The sequence below is a fragment of the Halogeometricum sp. CBA1124 genome (assembly GCF_009741955.1).
Classification (GTDB): Archaea; Halobacteriota; Halobacteria; order Halobacteriales; family Haloferacaceae; genus Halogeometricum; species Halogeometricum rufum.
Genome location: NZ_WPCD01000021.1, coordinates 1 through 14,470, shown reverse-complemented (window position 1 = coordinate 14,470; position 14,470 = coordinate 1). Strand labels below are relative to the sequence as shown.

The following is a 14,470-nucleotide window of genomic DNA, read 5'->3' as shown; positions in this document are numbered from 1 at the left end:
CGGCGACGACTTCGAAGGCGCACTCCTCGGAGATGCGCAGGTACCACTCGCGGTCCTGCCAACTCGGGAAGCGCGTATCGAGGAGGCCCGCGGCATCGACGACGGACCGGCGGACCATCACCGAGGAGAAGGGACAGAGCGGCGCGCCGCGGAACAGGTCGCGCGTCACCCACCCGCGCGTCTCGGGGACGCGGTAGTTCGTCGTCGTCCCGTCGGCGGTGACGTTCTCCTGTCCGGTGTAGACGAAGCCGACGTCGTCGCCGCCTCGTTCGAACGCGCGCACCTGCTTTTCGACCTTCTCGGGTCGCCAGTAGTCGTCGTCGTCGAGGAAGGCGACGAACTCGCCCGTCGAGGCTTCGATACCCGTGTTCCGCGCGGCGTTCGCCCCGCGGTTCACCTCGTGACGGACGACCCGGACGCTGTCGAGGGCACCCGTCTCGGCGGCCGCGACGATGGGTTCGATGGGGTCGGGCGAACAGTCGTCGACGACGACGAGTTCGATGGACCCGTACGTCTGGTCGGCGACGCTCTCGACGGCGGCGTCGAGGTAGTCGGGCCGTCCGTACGCGGGGACGACGACAGAGACCAGACCGGGTTCCGAGTCGTGACTCATTGTCTCTCCGGTCCGTTCGCGGGGGCCTTTGTTCACCGCTCACTAATCGCCCGAAATCGGCGACGAGCGCGTCGGAAGCGACGGACGCTCGTGAGAGAGTCACGAGCATTACCAGCGCCATAACGATAGGTCCGGGCGACGCTCTCGTAGGGTAAGAATGGAATCTCGCGTGCGTACGGGGGGTCGGCAGTGAGCCGGCTCCGCGCTCTCCTCAATCGTCTCGTCCCAACCGGTGGCACCGCAGAACGCGTCGTCAAGAGCGCCATCTGGGCGATGGGACAGAACGCCTTCGGTCGCATCCTCCAGTTGGCGATGCTCGTCGTCCTCGCGCGCCTCATCGGCCCGACGCAGATCGGGCTGGTCGGGGTCGCGCTCCTCGCGCTGAGCGGCATCCAGAAGTTCACGAACGTCGGCCTCGACGCCGCCCTCGTGCAGGACGAGGAGGCGAACGTGGACGAACACCTCAACACCGTGTGGGTGCTCGAAATCGCCCGCGGGGCGCTCATCTCCGCCGTGTTGCTCCTCGCGGCCCCGCTCATCGCGCAGGTGCTCGGCGACGGCAACGTCCAGAGCACGACGACGCTGATTCAGGTCATCGCGCTCTCGCCGCTCCTCCTCGGCTTCAAGAACCCCGGGATGGTCTACTTCCAGAAGAACCTCGACTTCCACAAGCAGTTCGTCTACCGGGTCAGCGGGGACGTGGTGCAGGTGGTCGTCGCCATCGCGTGGGCGCTCGTCAGTCCGACGGCGATGGCGCTGGTCGCGGGGTACGTCGCCGCCGACCTGCTCCGTCTCGTCCTGTCGTACCTCCTGCACGAGTTCCGTCCGAACCTGAGTTTCAGCCGCGACTCGGCGGGGCAACTCATCAACTACGGCAAGTGGATAACCGGGTCGTCCATCCTCTACTTCCTCTACAGCGAGGGTGACGACGCGTTCGTCGGCGCGTTCATCGGGGCCGCGCCGCTGGCGTTCTACCAGTACGCCTACCGCTTCTCGAACGCGCCCGCGACGGAACTGACGAGCGTCATCTCCAGCGTGATGTTCCCGGCGTTCTCGAAGCTACAGGACGACGCCGAGCAGATGCGGAGCACGTTCAAGAAGACGCTCCGCGTGAACGCGTTCATCTCAGCGCCCGTCGCCTTCGGCATCGCCGTCGTCGCCCCCGACTTCGTGATAGTTGCCCTCGGCGAGCAGTGGACGGACATGATCGTCCCGATGCAGATACTCGCCCTCTACGGCTTCCTCCGCGCCCTCGGGCAGACGTTCGGCCCCATCTGGAAGGCGATGGGTCGCCCCGACCTGCTGGCGAAACTCGGCTTCCTCCGCGTCGTCCTCATGGCGGTGACGCTCTACCCCGTGGCGGTGACGCTCGGATACGGCATCACCGGCGCCGCCGCCGTCGTCACGGTCATCTACGTCTTCCCGATGATGCCCATCGACATCTACCTCATCACGAAGATGCTCGACGTGCCCCCGTTGGAGACGATACGCGAGATAGCGTTCCCCACCTCTGCGAGCGCCGTCATGGCTGCCGTCGTCTGGTACGTGGACTCGCTGATCGAACTCCCGGCCATCGCGGAGTTGGTCATCGGCATCCTCGTCGGCGCAGTCACCTACTTCGCCGTCGTGGCCGTCCTCGAACGGCAGTTCCGCTGGGGCATCGGTCGGAACGTCAAGAAAATCGTCGCCAGCGCGCGTCGCTGAACCGCGCGTCGACCCCGGCCGAGCCGGCGACAATCCCCGGCTAATCCGACGCGTTTCGCGGGTGTCGTCCGTTAGTCGCTGACGAATTAATGCCTCGGAGCGACAGCCTCCAGTATCAAATGTCACGCGACATCGTCTGGATAACGCTCGAGAGCGTCCGGCAGGACCACACCTCCCTCGGCGGCCACCACCGCGACACGACGCCGTTCCTGTCGTCGCTGGCCGACCGCACGACGGGCGCGGCGTTCGAGCGCTGCTTCTCTCACGACGTCTGGACCCGCGCGTCGAGCGCCTCCATCCTCACCGGACTCGCCTCCTCCGCCCACCGGACGTGGACGCAGGAGAATCGTCTGTCGAGCGACGTTCCGACCGTCCCCGAGGCGTTGCGAGACGCCGGCTACCGGACGGCCTGCGTCTCGCCCAACCCGCAGTTGAGCGACGCGACGGGGCTGGCCCGCGGGTTCGACCACTTCCACTACCTCGGAAAGGACACCCTCGTCGAGGAGGCGGGTATCCCGACGGTCCTCCGCTACCTGACGAAACTCAACACGCACTCGGCGGGCTACACGACCGACACCGGGAAGCACTCCGTCGGCTACGTGAGCAACGCCATCGCCAAGCGACACGTCCGCGAGGCCGCCGCGAACGACGAGGACCTGTTCCTCTACACCCACCTCGGCGACAGCCACCACCCGTACTACCCGCCGAAACCGTATCAGGACCTGTACGCCGACGACTTCGAGATGTCCGTCGAGGAGGCGCTCGACCTGGTGATGGAGATGTCCGACGACCTGCACGGCTACATCGCGCGCGGCGTGCCGTTCACCGAGGACGAGTGGAACGCGCTGCAGGCGATGTACGACGCCACCATCCGCTACGTTGACGACACGGTCCGCAGCCTCGTCGAGTACGCCGAGGAACGACTGGACGACCCCATCGTCGTCGTCACCGCCGACCACGGCGAACTGTTCGGCGAGAAGGGGATGCTCGCGCACATGGTCGTCGCCGACGACGCCGTCTCGCACGCTCCCCCTCGTCGTCTCCGGCGTCGACGGCGTCGAGAGTCACGACGGCGTCGTCCAACACGCGGACGCGATGACGGAGGTGCTCGACGCCGTCGGCGTCGACTTCGACGTCGCGGCGGGGGTCGGACTCGCTCCGGAGGCCCGCGAGTTCGCCGTCACGCAACGGAGCGGCGTTCGCTGCGCGAGCAAGCTCGACACGATTCAGGAGCGAGACCCCGCGTTCGACGCCGCGCGCTACCACGCGGGCGACCTGACGAGTCTCCGGACGCGCGACTACCGCTACCAGCGCAGCGAGTCCGGCGAGGAACTGTTCGCCCTCCCCGACGAGATGACGGACGTCGCCGGAGACCACCCGGACGTGCGCGAGACGCTGGCCGCGAAGGCCGAGTCGTGGCTCGGAACCTACGGGGTCCCGACGTCCGAGCGGGAAGAACAGGCCGAGTTCGACGAGTCGATGACCTCGCACCTCGAAGACCTCGGCTACCTCTGAACGGCGGGGTGAGGGAGGTTCGGACCCGCTAATCGGCCAGCGACATCGTTCTCGTCCCGACGTACGGAGCAGGCGGCACCGGAACGGTCGTCGCGACGAGCGAGCGGGGGGATTCGCGAACGCACCGTGGCCGGCGGCGTCGCGACTGTCCGTTCGGGTCGCGGCCGTCGGAGAAGCGTACCGTTACTCGTCCGTGCCGTGGTCGTCGGCGTCGTAGGCGGGTGCGTCCGTCTCGAAGCCCTTCTCCAGGTGTTCGTTGGCGCGTCTGTCGAGGACCGCGCCCGCGAGGAACACGAGCGCGCTGACGAGGAGTCCGGAGAGCGAGCGGAGTACCGAGGCGTCGTCCCGGCGGCGAAGCGCGCGGGAGACGCCGCGAAGTGCGGAGAGCGCGCCGAACAGCATCCCGACCATCCCGAGGGCGTAGGCGGCGACGGCGGGTTGGTACGACCGGTCGGTCGAACGGCGGGCGAGTCGGCGGAGGAAGTTCCGAAAGAGCAGTCCGGAGAGCTTCGGGACGAAGTTCCGGTAGACGATGCCGCTCTCCTCGTCGCCGTACACCGCCCGGTGCGGGACGTTCACGATGCGGGCGTCGTGGAGGTTCAGCGTGGTGAGCATGTCGTTGAGGAAGCCGTACTGGTCGTACACGTCCTCGAGGGGAATCTGCTCGAGCGTCTCGACGGAGACGGCGGTGTAGCCGTTCTGCGAGTCGATGGTCTTCCAGTAGCCGCTGGAGAGGTTCGTGAGTCGCGTGAGCAGGCGGTTGCCGAACAGTCGCCACGAACTCATCTCGCCGACGTTCTCGCGGCGACTGATTCGGTCGCCCTTGGCGTAGTCGGCCCGGCCCTCGACGATGGGGTCGAGGAAGTGCGGGAGCACCTCGGGGTCCATCTGCGCGTCGCCGTTCATGACGGCGACGACGTCCATGTCGTCGTCTATCGCGCGGTAGTAGCCGGTCTTGATGCCCGCGCCGACGCCCTGATTCGTCTCGTGACGGATGCAGACGACGCGCGACCCGTCGTGCTGGCCGCCGTCGGCCGCGACCGGTTCGGGTCCCTCCTCGTTCAGTCGCCGCGCCGTCTCCTGTATCTCTCGCCACGTTCCGTCCGTCGACCCGTCGTCGACGGCGTAGATGCGGTCGGCGTACGACGGGACGCTCTCGATGGTTCGTCCGACGAACCGCTCCTCGTTGTAGGCTGGTACGACGACTGCGACTCGGTTGCCTTTGTACATGGTTCTCCGATGGCCGTCCCGTCGTGGCGTTCCGACCCCACTTGTGAGTGACCCAGTGGCACGTCGCGCCGCCGACCCGGCCTTCGTACAGAATACTGCCCGAGATAGACTTTGTTATGCCCCTGTTGTCGTCGGACGAAGTACATTACGCACCAGAAAACCGCTGACGAAACGATGGTGGCGGCGTCGCGGCCCGCGGAGAGGGACGGCCGACTGGGCCGCGTGCGGAACGCGCGCGACTGACGCGTCGCATGAGTAGTCCCCGTTCGATACAGTCTCCCTTCGCCGACAGTCAGTCGTCCCGACGGCCGCGGGCGTAGTCGGAGGGCGGCCGGAATCCAGCCGTATCGGCCGGTTATACAGTTCGTAACCGCGTCGACTCGATGACGTGTTCACCGCGGGTGGTGGCGCGGACGTACCCGCCCGCCGTCAGTGGCCGTCCGCCCGCGGTCCCCGAGATAGCTCAACCGTCGGTTGCAGTCTACGCCACGCCTTTCCGACGAGACGCCGAACGACGCCCATGCGCACCAGCGTCCTCCTCTGCGTCGTCGCTGTCGTCCTCCTCGCCGGTTGCGTCGGGTCCGTCGCCGACGCGCCGGCCGGGGAGACCACGGCGACGAATCGAACGGCGGTCCAGACGACGCCGTCGGCCACGGCGGAACCGACGGCGACGCCGTACCCGAACCGGACGGCGTCCTTCCCCGCGGGCCCGAAGTCCGAACCCGAACGGCCGGCCGAACTGACCGCGGAGACGGCCGCCGCGTTCGCGAAGACGTACGAGTACCGCTACAGTTACAACGACCTGTCCGGTTCGGGGCGGACCGTCGGGATGTCCGAACACTCCTGTCACGTCGAGTCCGCCGAGGCGGACGGGAGCGGGTACGTCGTCGTCGTCCAGTGTTCGGCGTACGTGAACGAGGCGGCCGGCGGGAGCGACTCGACGGCGACCCAGCACTACGACTACCCGCCGTGGACGGCGCGGTACTACGTGGACGAGAACAGCCTGCTCCGCGAGGAAGTCGAGGCGGGCGGTTAGTCGAACTCCGGACTCCGGCCCTCGACGAACGCCGCGACGCCCTCCTCGTGCGCGTCGGTGTCGTAGGCGAGCGTCTGCGCCTGCGCCTCGCGTTCGAGGCCGTCGCGCCACGGTCGGCCGAGGTTCGCGTGGATGGCCTCCTTCGCCAGCGCGATGGTCTCGGTCGGTCGCGACGCCAGTCGCTCAACCGTTCGTTCGACCGTCGCGTCGAGTTCGGTCGCGGGCACGGCGTCGTTCACGAGGCCGAGTTCGGCCGCGCGGTCGGCCGAGACGAGGTCACCCGTGAAGGCGAGTTCCTTCGCGGCGCGGAGGCCGACGAGGCGTGGGAGCGTCACCGTCCCCCCGAGGTCGGGGACGAGTCCGACGTTGACGAACGAGGCGGCGAAGCGGGCGTCCGCGCTGGCGTAGGCGAAGTCGCAGGCGGCGACGAGCGACAACCCCGCGCCGACGGCGTCGCCGTCGACTCGGGCGACGACCGGAACGGGCGCGGTGAGGACGGACTCGGCGACGCGTCCCAGCGTTCCTCGGACGCGGTCGTACGCCTCGCGGGCCGTCTCGTCGCGGTCGGCCATCGCCTCGACGTCGCCGCCGGCACTGAACGCGTTTCCCTCGCCCGTCAGGACGGCCGCGTCGTGCGTCTCCGCCGCGAGGCCGTCGAGGGCGTCGGCGAGTTCGCGGGCCGTCTCGGCCGTGAAGGCGTTCTTCACCTGTGGTCGGTCGAACGTGATTCGCCGGACGCCGTCGGTGTCTTCGACGCGCATGGGGGCGACTACGGCGAGACGGTACAAAACGGTGAGCGAAGGGCGCAGTCCACGGCGGTGGGCGGTCCGTGGCGACTCACCCGAACATCGCCCCGAACAGCGACCCCTGCGCCCGGCGGAGTCGTTCGAGGAAGGCCGTCTTGCTGATGCCCAGTTCGGCGGCCACCTCGGCGGCCGTGACGTCGCGGGGAAGGTCGAAGTACCCCATCTCGACGGCGACACGGACGCTCTCCTCCTGCGCCGGCGTGAGTTCGTGGACGCTCGCCACCGGTTCGTCGTCGTCCGCGCGGAGCGGAGAGACGCGTTCGAGACTCACGCCGACGGTTCGCCCCGCCGCCTCCATGACGCCGCGGAGGACGTCGTAGCCGACTACGGCCCCGCGCATCGTCGCACCGCCGTTCTCGTACCGCATCGACTCGACCAGAAAGCCCGCGTTCACGAGTTCGTGGACGACGCAGGGGTGTTTCGAGAGACAGCGGTAGTTGTGCCGACCGTCCGCGCGCGTGACGTGGAGGTAGCGAATCCGGTCGTCGGCGTCGAGCGTCCGCGTGAGTTCGTCGCTCGGGCGCGCGGAGAACCGGAGGAGGACGTAGCCGTCCGACCGGAGTTGCGGCGGCCGGGCGTCGATTGCCGCGTCGGCGTTCGCCGTCGCCGCCGCGAGAGGGCAGTCGTCCCCCTCGACTCTGAACTCCGCGACCAGACACTCCGCTATCATGCCCGCGACGATGCACGGAAATCATATAAAGGCAGTCTATGGACGGGCCAACGGGTAAGGACGATACCGATGAAAGATTATGATATATGGACCTCGACACCGTGAAGGAACGGGCGGGACCCAGACAGTTCTCCCCGAAAGACGACATGCCGGAGGAGTACCGGAAGGCGGCGACGCGGATGATACAGTTCCACGCCAACTCCGAGATAATGGGCGCGTACTCGAACGCCCGTTCATCCGGAAGGCGCCGAGTCTGGAGCGAAAGCTGGCGTTCTCGGCGAAGGTGCAGGACGAACTCGGCCACGGCCAACTGCTGTACCGCGCCGCCGAGAACCTCGGCGTCAAGACGCGCGAGGAGATGCTGGACGAACTCGCCGAGGGGAAGGGGAAGTTCCTGAACTGCTTCCACTACCCGATGGAATCGTGGGTGGAGACGCCGATGATCGGCTTCTTCGTCGACGGCGCGGCGATGCGCCGGCAGGCGACGCTGAAGTCCTCCAGTTGGGAACCCTACGCGCACGCGATGGACAAGGTGTGCTTCGAGGAGGGGTTCCACGTCAAGCACGGCGAGAGCATCCTCCGCGAACTGTCGCAGGGGACGAGGACCCAACAGGAGCAGTTACAGGACGCCTTCGAGACGTGGTGGCCGCGCATCGTCCAGTTCTTCGGTCCGACCGACGACAAGTCGACGCACCACGACTTCGCCGCGGAGGTGGGACTGAAGCGTAACACGAACGACGAACTTCGGCAGGCGTTCTTGAACGCGTACCTCCCGAAGATCGAGAAGTACGGGCTCGAACTCCCCGAGTACCCGCGCATCGAGTACGACGAGGAGACGGGCCAGTACGAGGTGCGCGAGGAGGACCTGAACTGGGAGGAGTTCTTCCGGATAGCGAAGAACGAGTACGATCCCGGAAAGGAACAGATAGACTCCCGCAAGCGCGCCCAGGAGGCGGTGGCGTGGGTGCGCGAGTCGATGGACGAGTACGAGGCGAACGACGGCGGCGTCACGCCCGCCGCGGCGGACTGAGACCATGATCTGGGAAGTGTTCAGACAGGACAAGAAGGGCGACTACCACGAACACTGCGGGAACGTCCACGCGCCGGACCGAGAGATGGCGCTCACGTTCGCGCAGGTACAGCACGCGCGGCGCAAGCGACGAACAGCATCTGGGTCGTCCCGAAGGACGAAATCGGCGAACTCGACGCCGAGAACGCGGCGTTCGGCGGGACGACGGACAAGTCCTACCGGTGGGCGATGACGTTCAACGTCGAGACGGTGGCCGAGGAGGTGGCCGACTCCGAACGCGAACAGGTCGAGGCCGAGAAGGGCCGGGGTGAGAGCTGATGTCGTCGGTCGAATCGCTGGCGGGGCCGGCCGACCTCTCGGACCGCGAACGCGAGGCCGTCGAACTCCTCCTCCGCCGACTCGCGGACGACGAGTTCGTCCTCGCGGACCGCTACACCGAGTGGCAGGTGCGCGCGCCGACCATCGAGTCCGACATCGCCATCGCCAACATCGCGCAGGACGAACTCGGCCACGCGCGCCTGTGGTACGACCTCTTGGAGGACTTCGGCTACACCGAACCCGACCTGCTGTGGGAACGCGACCCGGCGACGTTCAGACACTCGACGCTGGTGGAACTCCCGTTCTCGGAGGGCGACTGGGCCGACTGCGTCGTCCGGTCGTACCTCTACGACGAGGCCGAGTCGCTCCGCCTGAACGCCCTCGCCGACTCGTCGTACCCGCGTATCCGCGACCGGGTGGAGAAGGTCCTCGGCGAGGAGGACTACCACCGCGAACACGCGACGAACTGGCTCCGCCGTCTCGTCGCCTCCGAGGAGGGACGGCGGCGCGTGCAGGAGGCGACGGACCGCCTCTTCCCGTACGCGTTGACCCTGTTCGAACCGGCCGCCGACGCCGCGGAGGCGGAGGCGGCCATCGACGAACTCGGCGTCCGCACGCGAACGCTGGCCGACCTGCGCGCCGAGTGGATAGAGCGAGTGACGGAGACGATGACCGACGTGGGCGTCGACCTGCGCGCGCCCGAGTTGGACGCGGACGGCCGCCTCGACGCCGACGTCCTGCCGGACCACGTCGGCCGCGACGGCGACCACACCGACCACTGGCGGGTCCTCTACGACGACTTCACCGAGGCGTACCGCGAGATGGGACTGCACGAGGCGACCCGGTTCATGAAGGACCCCGACGATGTCTAGCGAGTTCACCGACGACGCCGACCCGACGTACTGCACGCACACCGACTACGTGGAGGGTCGCGCCGTCGAGGAGTTCCCCGCGACGGGCGAGGGAACCGAGGGACTCGAACGCGCCGTCTGGGACGCCCTCTACTCGGTCGAAGACCCGGAGATGCCCATCAGCATCGTGGACCTCGGACTCGTCTACGCCGTCGGCGTCGACGCCGCGACGGGCGAGGCGCGCATCGACATGACGCTGACGTACACCGGGTGTCCCGCGCGCGACATGCTCCAAGACGACATCCGCGCGGCCGTCGGCGCCGTCGAGGGAGTCGAGACGGTGACGCTCAACCTCGTCTGGAGTCCCGCGTGGTCCGTCGAGATGGTGACCGAGCAGGGGAAACAGGACCTCCGCGAGTTCGGACTGAGCATCTGACCATGCGCGATTTGGACCCCAGCGTCGACACCAGCGGCAAGGACGAGACGGCCGAGTGCCCGTACTGCGGCGGCACGAACACCGAGCGCGAACACCCGAAGGGCCCGGTCTCTGCCGGTCGATGCACTACTGCCACGACTGTCAGGAACCGTTCGAGAAGTTCGGCTGAGTTCTCCGTCGAACGGCCCCCCACTCTCGTTCTCGAAGGTCACCCCGTCTTGTAGACGCCGCGCGCACTCGCCACGTGGGTGTCGTCCTCGGCCGCGTACACCTCCACGTCCACCGTCCCCACGTCGCCGCCGAGACGGACCACGTCCGCCTCCGCGAACAGGTCGCCCGTCCCGGCCTCCAGGTAGTCGATGCGCAGGTCTATCGTCGGCACCGGCTGGTCCACCTCGCTCACGAGGGCCGCACCCCCCACGGTGTCTGCGAGGGTGAACGTGACGCCGCCGTGCGCCATCACCCGGTCGGCGTTCCACGACAACTCCTCGCGCATCTCGATTCGACCCTCGGCGTGCCCGTCGGCCGCCTCGGTGACCTCCACGCCGAGCAACCGTGCGAACGGCATCGACTCGAAGAACTCCTCTACGTCCATCGTCTCCCGTCTCGCCGCGGAGCCTCTTCGTCGTTTCGTCGGTCCGGCCGCACACCGCGGCGGACACGCGCCGCGCGCCTCGCCCATCCGCTCCCGTCCGCCTCCGTCCGCCCCCGTCCGCTCTCGCCTGCACTCGCCCGCTTCCGCCTGCGCTCGCCCGCTTCCGCCTGCACTCGCCTCAATGCAGGTGCGGCGCGACGTCGCGGCCGAGTCGCTCGACGCACTCGACCATCCGGTCGGTGCCGATGCCGGGGTAGTACGTCCGCAGGACGACGTGGACGTCGTCGCCGAGAGCGTCGCGGTACCGCTCCAGTTCCCCGACCACCGTCTCGGGCGACCCGAATATGGCCTGTTCGCGGAGTTCCGCGACGCGTTCGTCGGAGAGCGAGTCGACGGACTCGCCGGAGAACAGTTCGGCGTAGCGACGCTGGAGGTAGAGGTAGCCGTCCGCCATCGCGTCCCACGCCTCCTCGGCGGAGTCGGCGACGAAGCCGTGCTGGAGCACGTATATCCCGAAGTCGCCGTCGAGTCCCTCCGCCTCGCGGACGCTCCGAACGTCCTCGACGCGCTTTCTCACTCCCTCGACGGAGAGTGCCGACGGCGCGCACCACGCGTCGGCGGTCCGCGCCGCGCGCCGGACGGCCGGTTTCGCGGACCCGCCGAGCATGACGGGCACGTCGTGGGCGGGCTTGGGCGTCACGTTCACCTCGGGAGAGACGTCGTGAAAGTCGGCGTCGTACTCGAGTGGCCCCGGTGACCACGCCGCCCGACAGACGTTCACGGCGTCCGTGAGTCGGTCGACCCGTTCCTCGCGGGGGACGCCGAACGCGTCGAACTCGTCGGGGTTCGACCCGATGGCGAGGCCGAGCGTCGTCCGCCCGCCCGAGATGTTGTCCACCGTCGCGACGTCCTCGGCGAGTCGCACCGCGTCGTACAGCGGTGCGAGCGCGATGCACGTCCCGAGTTCCACGTCCTCGGTGACGGCCGCGAGCGCGCCGAGGGCGGGCATCGTCCCCGACAGGTAGTCGTCCTCGGTGAAGTGGTGTTCTGACACCCACGCGCTGTCGAGTCCCGCGCCGTCGATGGCGCGCCCGAGCGTCAGCATCTCGTCGTACACCTCGCTCGACGAACGGCCGTCGTCGGGCCGTCGCTGACAGGTGAAGAGTCCCGTTCCGAGCTTCATTCCGCGTCACGTCGCTTGACGAGGAACTTCATGTCGCCCTCGAGGACGACGGTGCCGTCCTGTTTCGTCATCTCCACGTCGAGGACGACGAGTCCGGCGTCGTCCCGACTGCTCAGGTCCTTCCGCTCGGAGACGGTCATCGTCTGCGAGAGGGTGTCGCCGACGAACACCGGGTTCGGCAGGTCCATGTAGTTCATCCCGAGGAAGGCGATGGCCGTCCGTTCGACGATGCCGCACCGGTAGACGAACCCCGTCGACTGCACGAACGTCATCGGCCCATGGGCGATGCGCTGGCCGAACTGGGTGTCCTCGGCGTACTCGGCGTTCGTGTGGAGTTCCGTCCAGTCGCCCGACAGCGCCGAGTGCATCACGAAGTCCGCCTCCGTCACGGTCCGGCCGACGCTCTCGAACTCTTTTCCCTCCTCGAAGTCCTCGAAGTAGTGCGGTTCGTAGCTGTAAGCCATGCCGGCCCGTCGCCGTCCGTCGGTAAAATACTTTACATACCAATCGTTGCTGATAGACCGCGGTCGCTCGGCGGACGCGAGGGGGGAAGGTGGTGGAGGGCACGAACTGTCACGTCGGGGGCGGTGTAGACGCCCGGAACGGCTCTGCGGGGGGCGACGCTAGCGCCGCGGGGCGGCGCGGGGCGGGGGCGGATCGCGGGGTGGGTGAGTGGAGGGGTGAGGAGGGGGTGGTGGGGGAGGAGCGGGGAGGAGAGAGGGAGCGCGCCGACACGCGGCGCACGCCGCGCGACGGCGGTCCGTCCCGCACCTACCCGCGGTGGTCGTAGACCCGTTGGACCTTCCCCACCTCGGTCCGAGCGATTTCGCCCGGTCGGACCAGCGAGAGGTCGTCCGGCGTGAACGACAGCACGTTCGACAGGCGGTCCAGAATCCGCTCTCGGACGCGGAGACCGGTCCGTCGAAGTCGTCAGCCAGTTCGACGGTGAGTTCCAGCGTGTCGAGGTTGTCCTCGCGTCGCAGGTCGATGCGGTAGTACGGCGCCACCGCCTCGAACTCCAACACGACCGACTCTATCTCGCTCGGGTAGACGTTGACGCCGCGGACGATGAGCAAGTCGTCGGTGCGGCCGGTGACGTTGTCCATGCGGACGGCCGTCCGACCGCAGTCGCAGGTGTCGTAGTTCAGCGTCGTCAGGTCGCCCGTGCGGTAGCGCAGGACGGGGAGCGCCTCCTTCGAGAGCGTCGTCAGGACGAGTTCGCCCTCCTCTCCCTCTGCGACTGGGTCGCCCGACGCCGGGTCGACGACCTCCGGGTAGAAGCGGTCCTCCCAGACGTGCAGGCCGTCCTGTTCGAGACACTCGATGGAGACGCCGGGGCCGACGATTTCGGAGAGTCCGTACAGGTCGACGCCCGTGACGCCGAGTCGGTCCTCTATCTCCTCGCGCATCGGTTCCGTGCAGGGTTCGGCCCCGAAGATGACGAGGCGGAGGGGGAGTTCGCGCACGTCCACGCCCATCTCGTCGGCCGTCTCCGCGACGTAGAGCGCGTACGACGGCGTGCAGGCGAGGGCGTCGGATTCGAGGTCCTCGAGCAGTTCCACCTGTCGCTGCGTCTGCCCGCCCCCGATGGGGATGACCGTCGCACCGATGGCCTCGATGCCCTGCTGGAGGCCGAGACCGCCGGTGAACAGGCCGTAGCCGTAGGCGTTCTGCACCACGTCGTCCGACTCCAGATCGGCGGTGACGAGACACCGCGCCATCGCGTCGTCCCACACGTCCAGGTCCGACTGCGTGTAGCCGACTATCTTCGGCTTCCCCGTCGTCCCCGAGGAGGCGTGGACGCGGACCACGTCGTCCATCTCGACGGCGAACATCCCCGTCGGGTAGGTGTCGCGGAAGTCCTCCTTCGTCGTGAACGGGAGGGCCGACACGTCGTCGACGCTCGTCACGTCGTCGGGCGACAGCCCCATCTCATCGAATCGCTCCCGGTAGAACGGCACGTTCTCGTACGCGGTGCGGACCGTCTCCCGCAGTCGCTCGGACTGCACTCGGCGGAGTTCCTCCCGAGGGGCGGTCTCTACGCTCCGGTGTGGCATGTTCGAACCCGACGATTGATGATGATAAAAACGTGCGGGTCGCCGTCCCGCGTCGAGTGAGGTAAACGATTATGAGGGTTCCGCGACGCGGTTCGAGCATGCACGTAGCCGTACTCGGAGCCGGGACGATGGGGCACGGAATCGCGCAGGTGTCCGCGATGGCCGGACACGACGTGGTGATGCGAGACGTGGCGGACGAGTACGTTCGGGACGGGATAGACGCCGTCGAGGAGAACCTCCGCGGCGGCGTCGAACGCGACAAGGTGACCGAAGCGGAGATGACCGCGACGCTGGACCGCCTCACCGGGACCACCTCGCTGGCGGACGCGGTCGCGGACGCGACCTCGTGATAGAGGCGGTGCCCGAGGAGATGGACCTCAAGCGCGAGACGATGCGCGAGGTGGAGGGGTTCGCCGACGCGGACGC

The 14,470-nt window shown here is 67.9% G+C and carries 11 protein-coding genes and 6 pseudogenes; 9 read left to right on the top strand and 8 right to left on the bottom strand.

Annotation, left to right across the window (positions count from 1 at the left end; translation table 11 throughout):
- Positions 1-76: 76 nt before the first annotated feature.
- A pseudogene (locus GJ632_RS23070) lies at positions 77-613 on the bottom strand (glycosyltransferase family 2 protein); the annotation flags it as partial.
- A gap of 189 nt (positions 614-802) precedes the next feature.
- Here GJ632_RS23070 and GJ632_RS25195 point away from each other — a divergent pair.
- Together GJ632_RS25195 and GJ632_RS05000 are read left to right on the top strand one after the other, a co-directional pair.
- Positions 803-2,317 (top strand): lipopolysaccharide biosynthesis protein, encoded by a 1,515-nt coding sequence (locus GJ632_RS25195; protein WP_343161024.1) that lies wholly within the window; start codon positions 803-805, stop codon positions 2,315-2,317.
- A 119-nt stretch (positions 2,318-2,436) separates the two neighbouring features.
- Positions 2,437-3,864, top strand: a complete 1,428-nt coding sequence (locus tag GJ632_RS05000) for a sulfatase-like hydrolase/transferase (protein ID WP_231751342.1) — start codon at positions 2,437-2,439, stop codon at positions 3,862-3,864.
- A gap of 151 nt (positions 3,865-4,015) precedes the next feature.
- Here GJ632_RS05000 and GJ632_RS04995 read toward each other — a convergent pair whose 3' ends face one another.
- Positions 4,016-5,062 carry a glycosyltransferase family 2 protein gene (locus GJ632_RS04995; RefSeq protein WP_089811145.1) on the bottom strand — a complete coding sequence of 349 codons (1,047 nt, stop codon included), beginning with the start codon at positions 5,060-5,062 and terminating at the stop codon, positions 4,016-4,018.
- Between the two features lie 520 nt (positions 5,063-5,582).
- Here GJ632_RS04995 and GJ632_RS04990 point away from each other — a divergent pair.
- A complete protein-coding gene (locus GJ632_RS04990; RefSeq protein ID WP_191452272.1) occupies positions 5,583-6,098 on the top strand; it encodes a hypothetical protein in 516 nt (171 codons plus the stop codon).
- Here GJ632_RS04990 and GJ632_RS04985 read toward each other — a convergent pair.
- Both GJ632_RS04985 and GJ632_RS04980 read right to left on the bottom strand, forming a co-directional pair.
- Positions 6,095-6,859: an enoyl-CoA hydratase/isomerase family protein gene (locus GJ632_RS04985; RefSeq protein ID WP_191452271.1), complete on the bottom strand. Its 765-nt coding sequence runs from the start codon at positions 6,857-6,859 to the stop codon at positions 6,095-6,097. The genes GJ632_RS04990 and GJ632_RS04985 overlap by 4 nt on opposite strands.
- Positions 6,860-6,935: 76 nt before the next feature.
- Positions 6,936-7,574 carry a helix-turn-helix domain-containing protein gene (locus tag GJ632_RS04980; RefSeq protein WP_089811151.1) on the bottom strand — a complete coding sequence of 213 codons (639 nt, stop codon included), beginning with the start codon at positions 7,572-7,574 and terminating at the stop codon, positions 6,936-6,938.
- Between the two features lie 86 nt (positions 7,575-7,660).
- On the opposite strand from GJ632_RS04980, the pseudogene paaA reads away from it, so the two are divergent.
- The 5 genes and pseudogenes from paaA to paaE all read left to right on the top strand — a co-directional run bounded on the left by paaA (position 7,661) and on the right by paaE (position 10,378).
- A pseudogene (gene paaA, locus GJ632_RS04975) lies at positions 7,661-8,604 on the top strand (1,2-phenylacetyl-CoA epoxidase subunit PaaA).
- A 4-nt stretch (positions 8,605-8,608) separates the two neighbouring features.
- Positions 8,609-8,922, top strand: a pseudogene (gene paaB / locus GJ632_RS04970) (1,2-phenylacetyl-CoA epoxidase subunit PaaB).
- Positions 8,922-9,794, top strand: coding sequence for a 1,2-phenylacetyl-CoA epoxidase subunit PaaC (gene paaC, locus GJ632_RS04965; RefSeq protein ID WP_089811157.1), 873 nt, complete (start codon positions 8,922-8,924; stop codon positions 9,792-9,794). Before paaB ends, paaC begins: the two are co-directional and overlap by 1 nt.
- Positions 9,787-10,209, top strand: coding sequence for a 1,2-phenylacetyl-CoA epoxidase subunit PaaD (gene paaD, locus GJ632_RS04960; RefSeq protein WP_191452270.1), 423 nt, complete (start codon positions 9,787-9,789; stop codon positions 10,207-10,209). The genes paaC and paaD overlap by 8 nt, the downstream gene beginning before the upstream one ends.
- A 2-nt stretch (positions 10,210-10,211) precedes the next feature.
- Positions 10,212-10,378 (top strand): annotated as a pseudogene (gene paaE / locus GJ632_RS25190) (1,2-phenylacetyl-CoA epoxidase subunit PaaE).
- 39 nt (positions 10,379-10,417) lie between these two features.
- Here paaE and GJ632_RS04955 read toward each other — a convergent pair.
- The 4 genes and pseudogenes from GJ632_RS04955 to paaK all read right to left on the bottom strand — a co-directional run bounded on the left by GJ632_RS04955 (position 10,418) and on the right by paaK (position 14,044).
- On the bottom strand, positions 10,418-10,804 hold the full coding sequence (locus GJ632_RS04955) for a PaaI family thioesterase (RefSeq protein WP_191452269.1): 387 nt from the start codon (positions 10,802-10,804) through the stop codon (positions 10,418-10,420).
- Between the two features lie 178 nt (positions 10,805-10,982).
- Positions 10,983-11,987, bottom strand: coding sequence for an LLM class flavin-dependent oxidoreductase (locus GJ632_RS04950; RefSeq protein ID WP_191452268.1), 1,005 nt, complete (start codon positions 11,985-11,987; stop codon positions 10,983-10,985).
- Positions 11,984-12,451 (bottom strand): MaoC/PaaZ C-terminal domain-containing protein, encoded by a 468-nt coding sequence (locus GJ632_RS04945; RefSeq protein WP_089811164.1) that lies wholly within the window; start codon positions 12,449-12,451, stop codon positions 11,984-11,986. The genes GJ632_RS04950 and GJ632_RS04945 overlap by 4 nt, the downstream gene beginning before the upstream one ends.
- Positions 12,452-12,758: 307 nt before the next feature.
- Positions 12,759-14,044, bottom strand: a pseudogene (gene paaK / locus GJ632_RS04940) (phenylacetate--CoA ligase PaaK).
- 98 nt (positions 14,045-14,142) lie between these two features.
- Between paaK and GJ632_RS04935 the strand changes: the two are divergent.
- Positions 14,143-14,470: pseudogene (locus GJ632_RS04935) on the top strand (3-hydroxyacyl-CoA dehydrogenase family protein); the annotation flags it as partial.

Excerpts from the sequence above, each read along its gene's own strand:
- GJ632_RS05000 (WP_231751342.1), top strand. The coding sequence starts at position 2,437 with ATGTCACGCGACATCGTCTGGATAACGCTCGAGAGCGTCCGGCAGGAC.
- GJ632_RS04995 (WP_089811145.1), bottom strand. The coding sequence starts at position 5,062 with ATGTACAAAGGCAACCGAGTCGCAGTCGTCGTACCAGCCTACAACGAG.
- GJ632_RS04990 (WP_191452272.1), top strand. The coding sequence starts at position 5,583 with ATGCGCACCAGCGTCCTCCTCTGCGTCGTCGCTGTCGTCCTCCTCGCC.
- GJ632_RS04985 (WP_191452271.1), bottom strand. The coding sequence starts at position 6,859 with ATGCGCGTCGAAGACACCGACGGCGTCCGGCGAATCACGTTCGACCGA.
- GJ632_RS04980 (WP_089811151.1), bottom strand. The coding sequence starts at position 7,574 with ATGATAGCGGAGTGTCTGGTCGCGGAGTTCAGAGTCGAGGGGGACGAC.
- paaC (WP_089811157.1), top strand. The coding sequence starts at position 8,922 with ATGTCGTCGGTCGAATCGCTGGCGGGGCCGGCCGACCTCTCGGACCGC.
- paaD (WP_191452270.1), top strand. The coding sequence starts at position 9,787 with ATGTCTAGCGAGTTCACCGACGACGCCGACCCGACGTACTGCACGCAC.
- GJ632_RS04955 (WP_191452269.1), bottom strand. The coding sequence starts at position 10,804 with ATGGACGTAGAGGAGTTCTTCGAGTCGATGCCGTTCGCACGGTTGCTC.
- GJ632_RS04950 (WP_191452268.1), bottom strand. The coding sequence starts at position 11,987 with ATGAAGCTCGGAACGGGACTCTTCACCTGTCAGCGACGGCCCGACGAC.
- GJ632_RS04945 (WP_089811164.1), bottom strand. The coding sequence starts at position 12,451 with ATGGCTTACAGCTACGAACCGCACTACTTCGAGGACTTCGAGGAGGGA.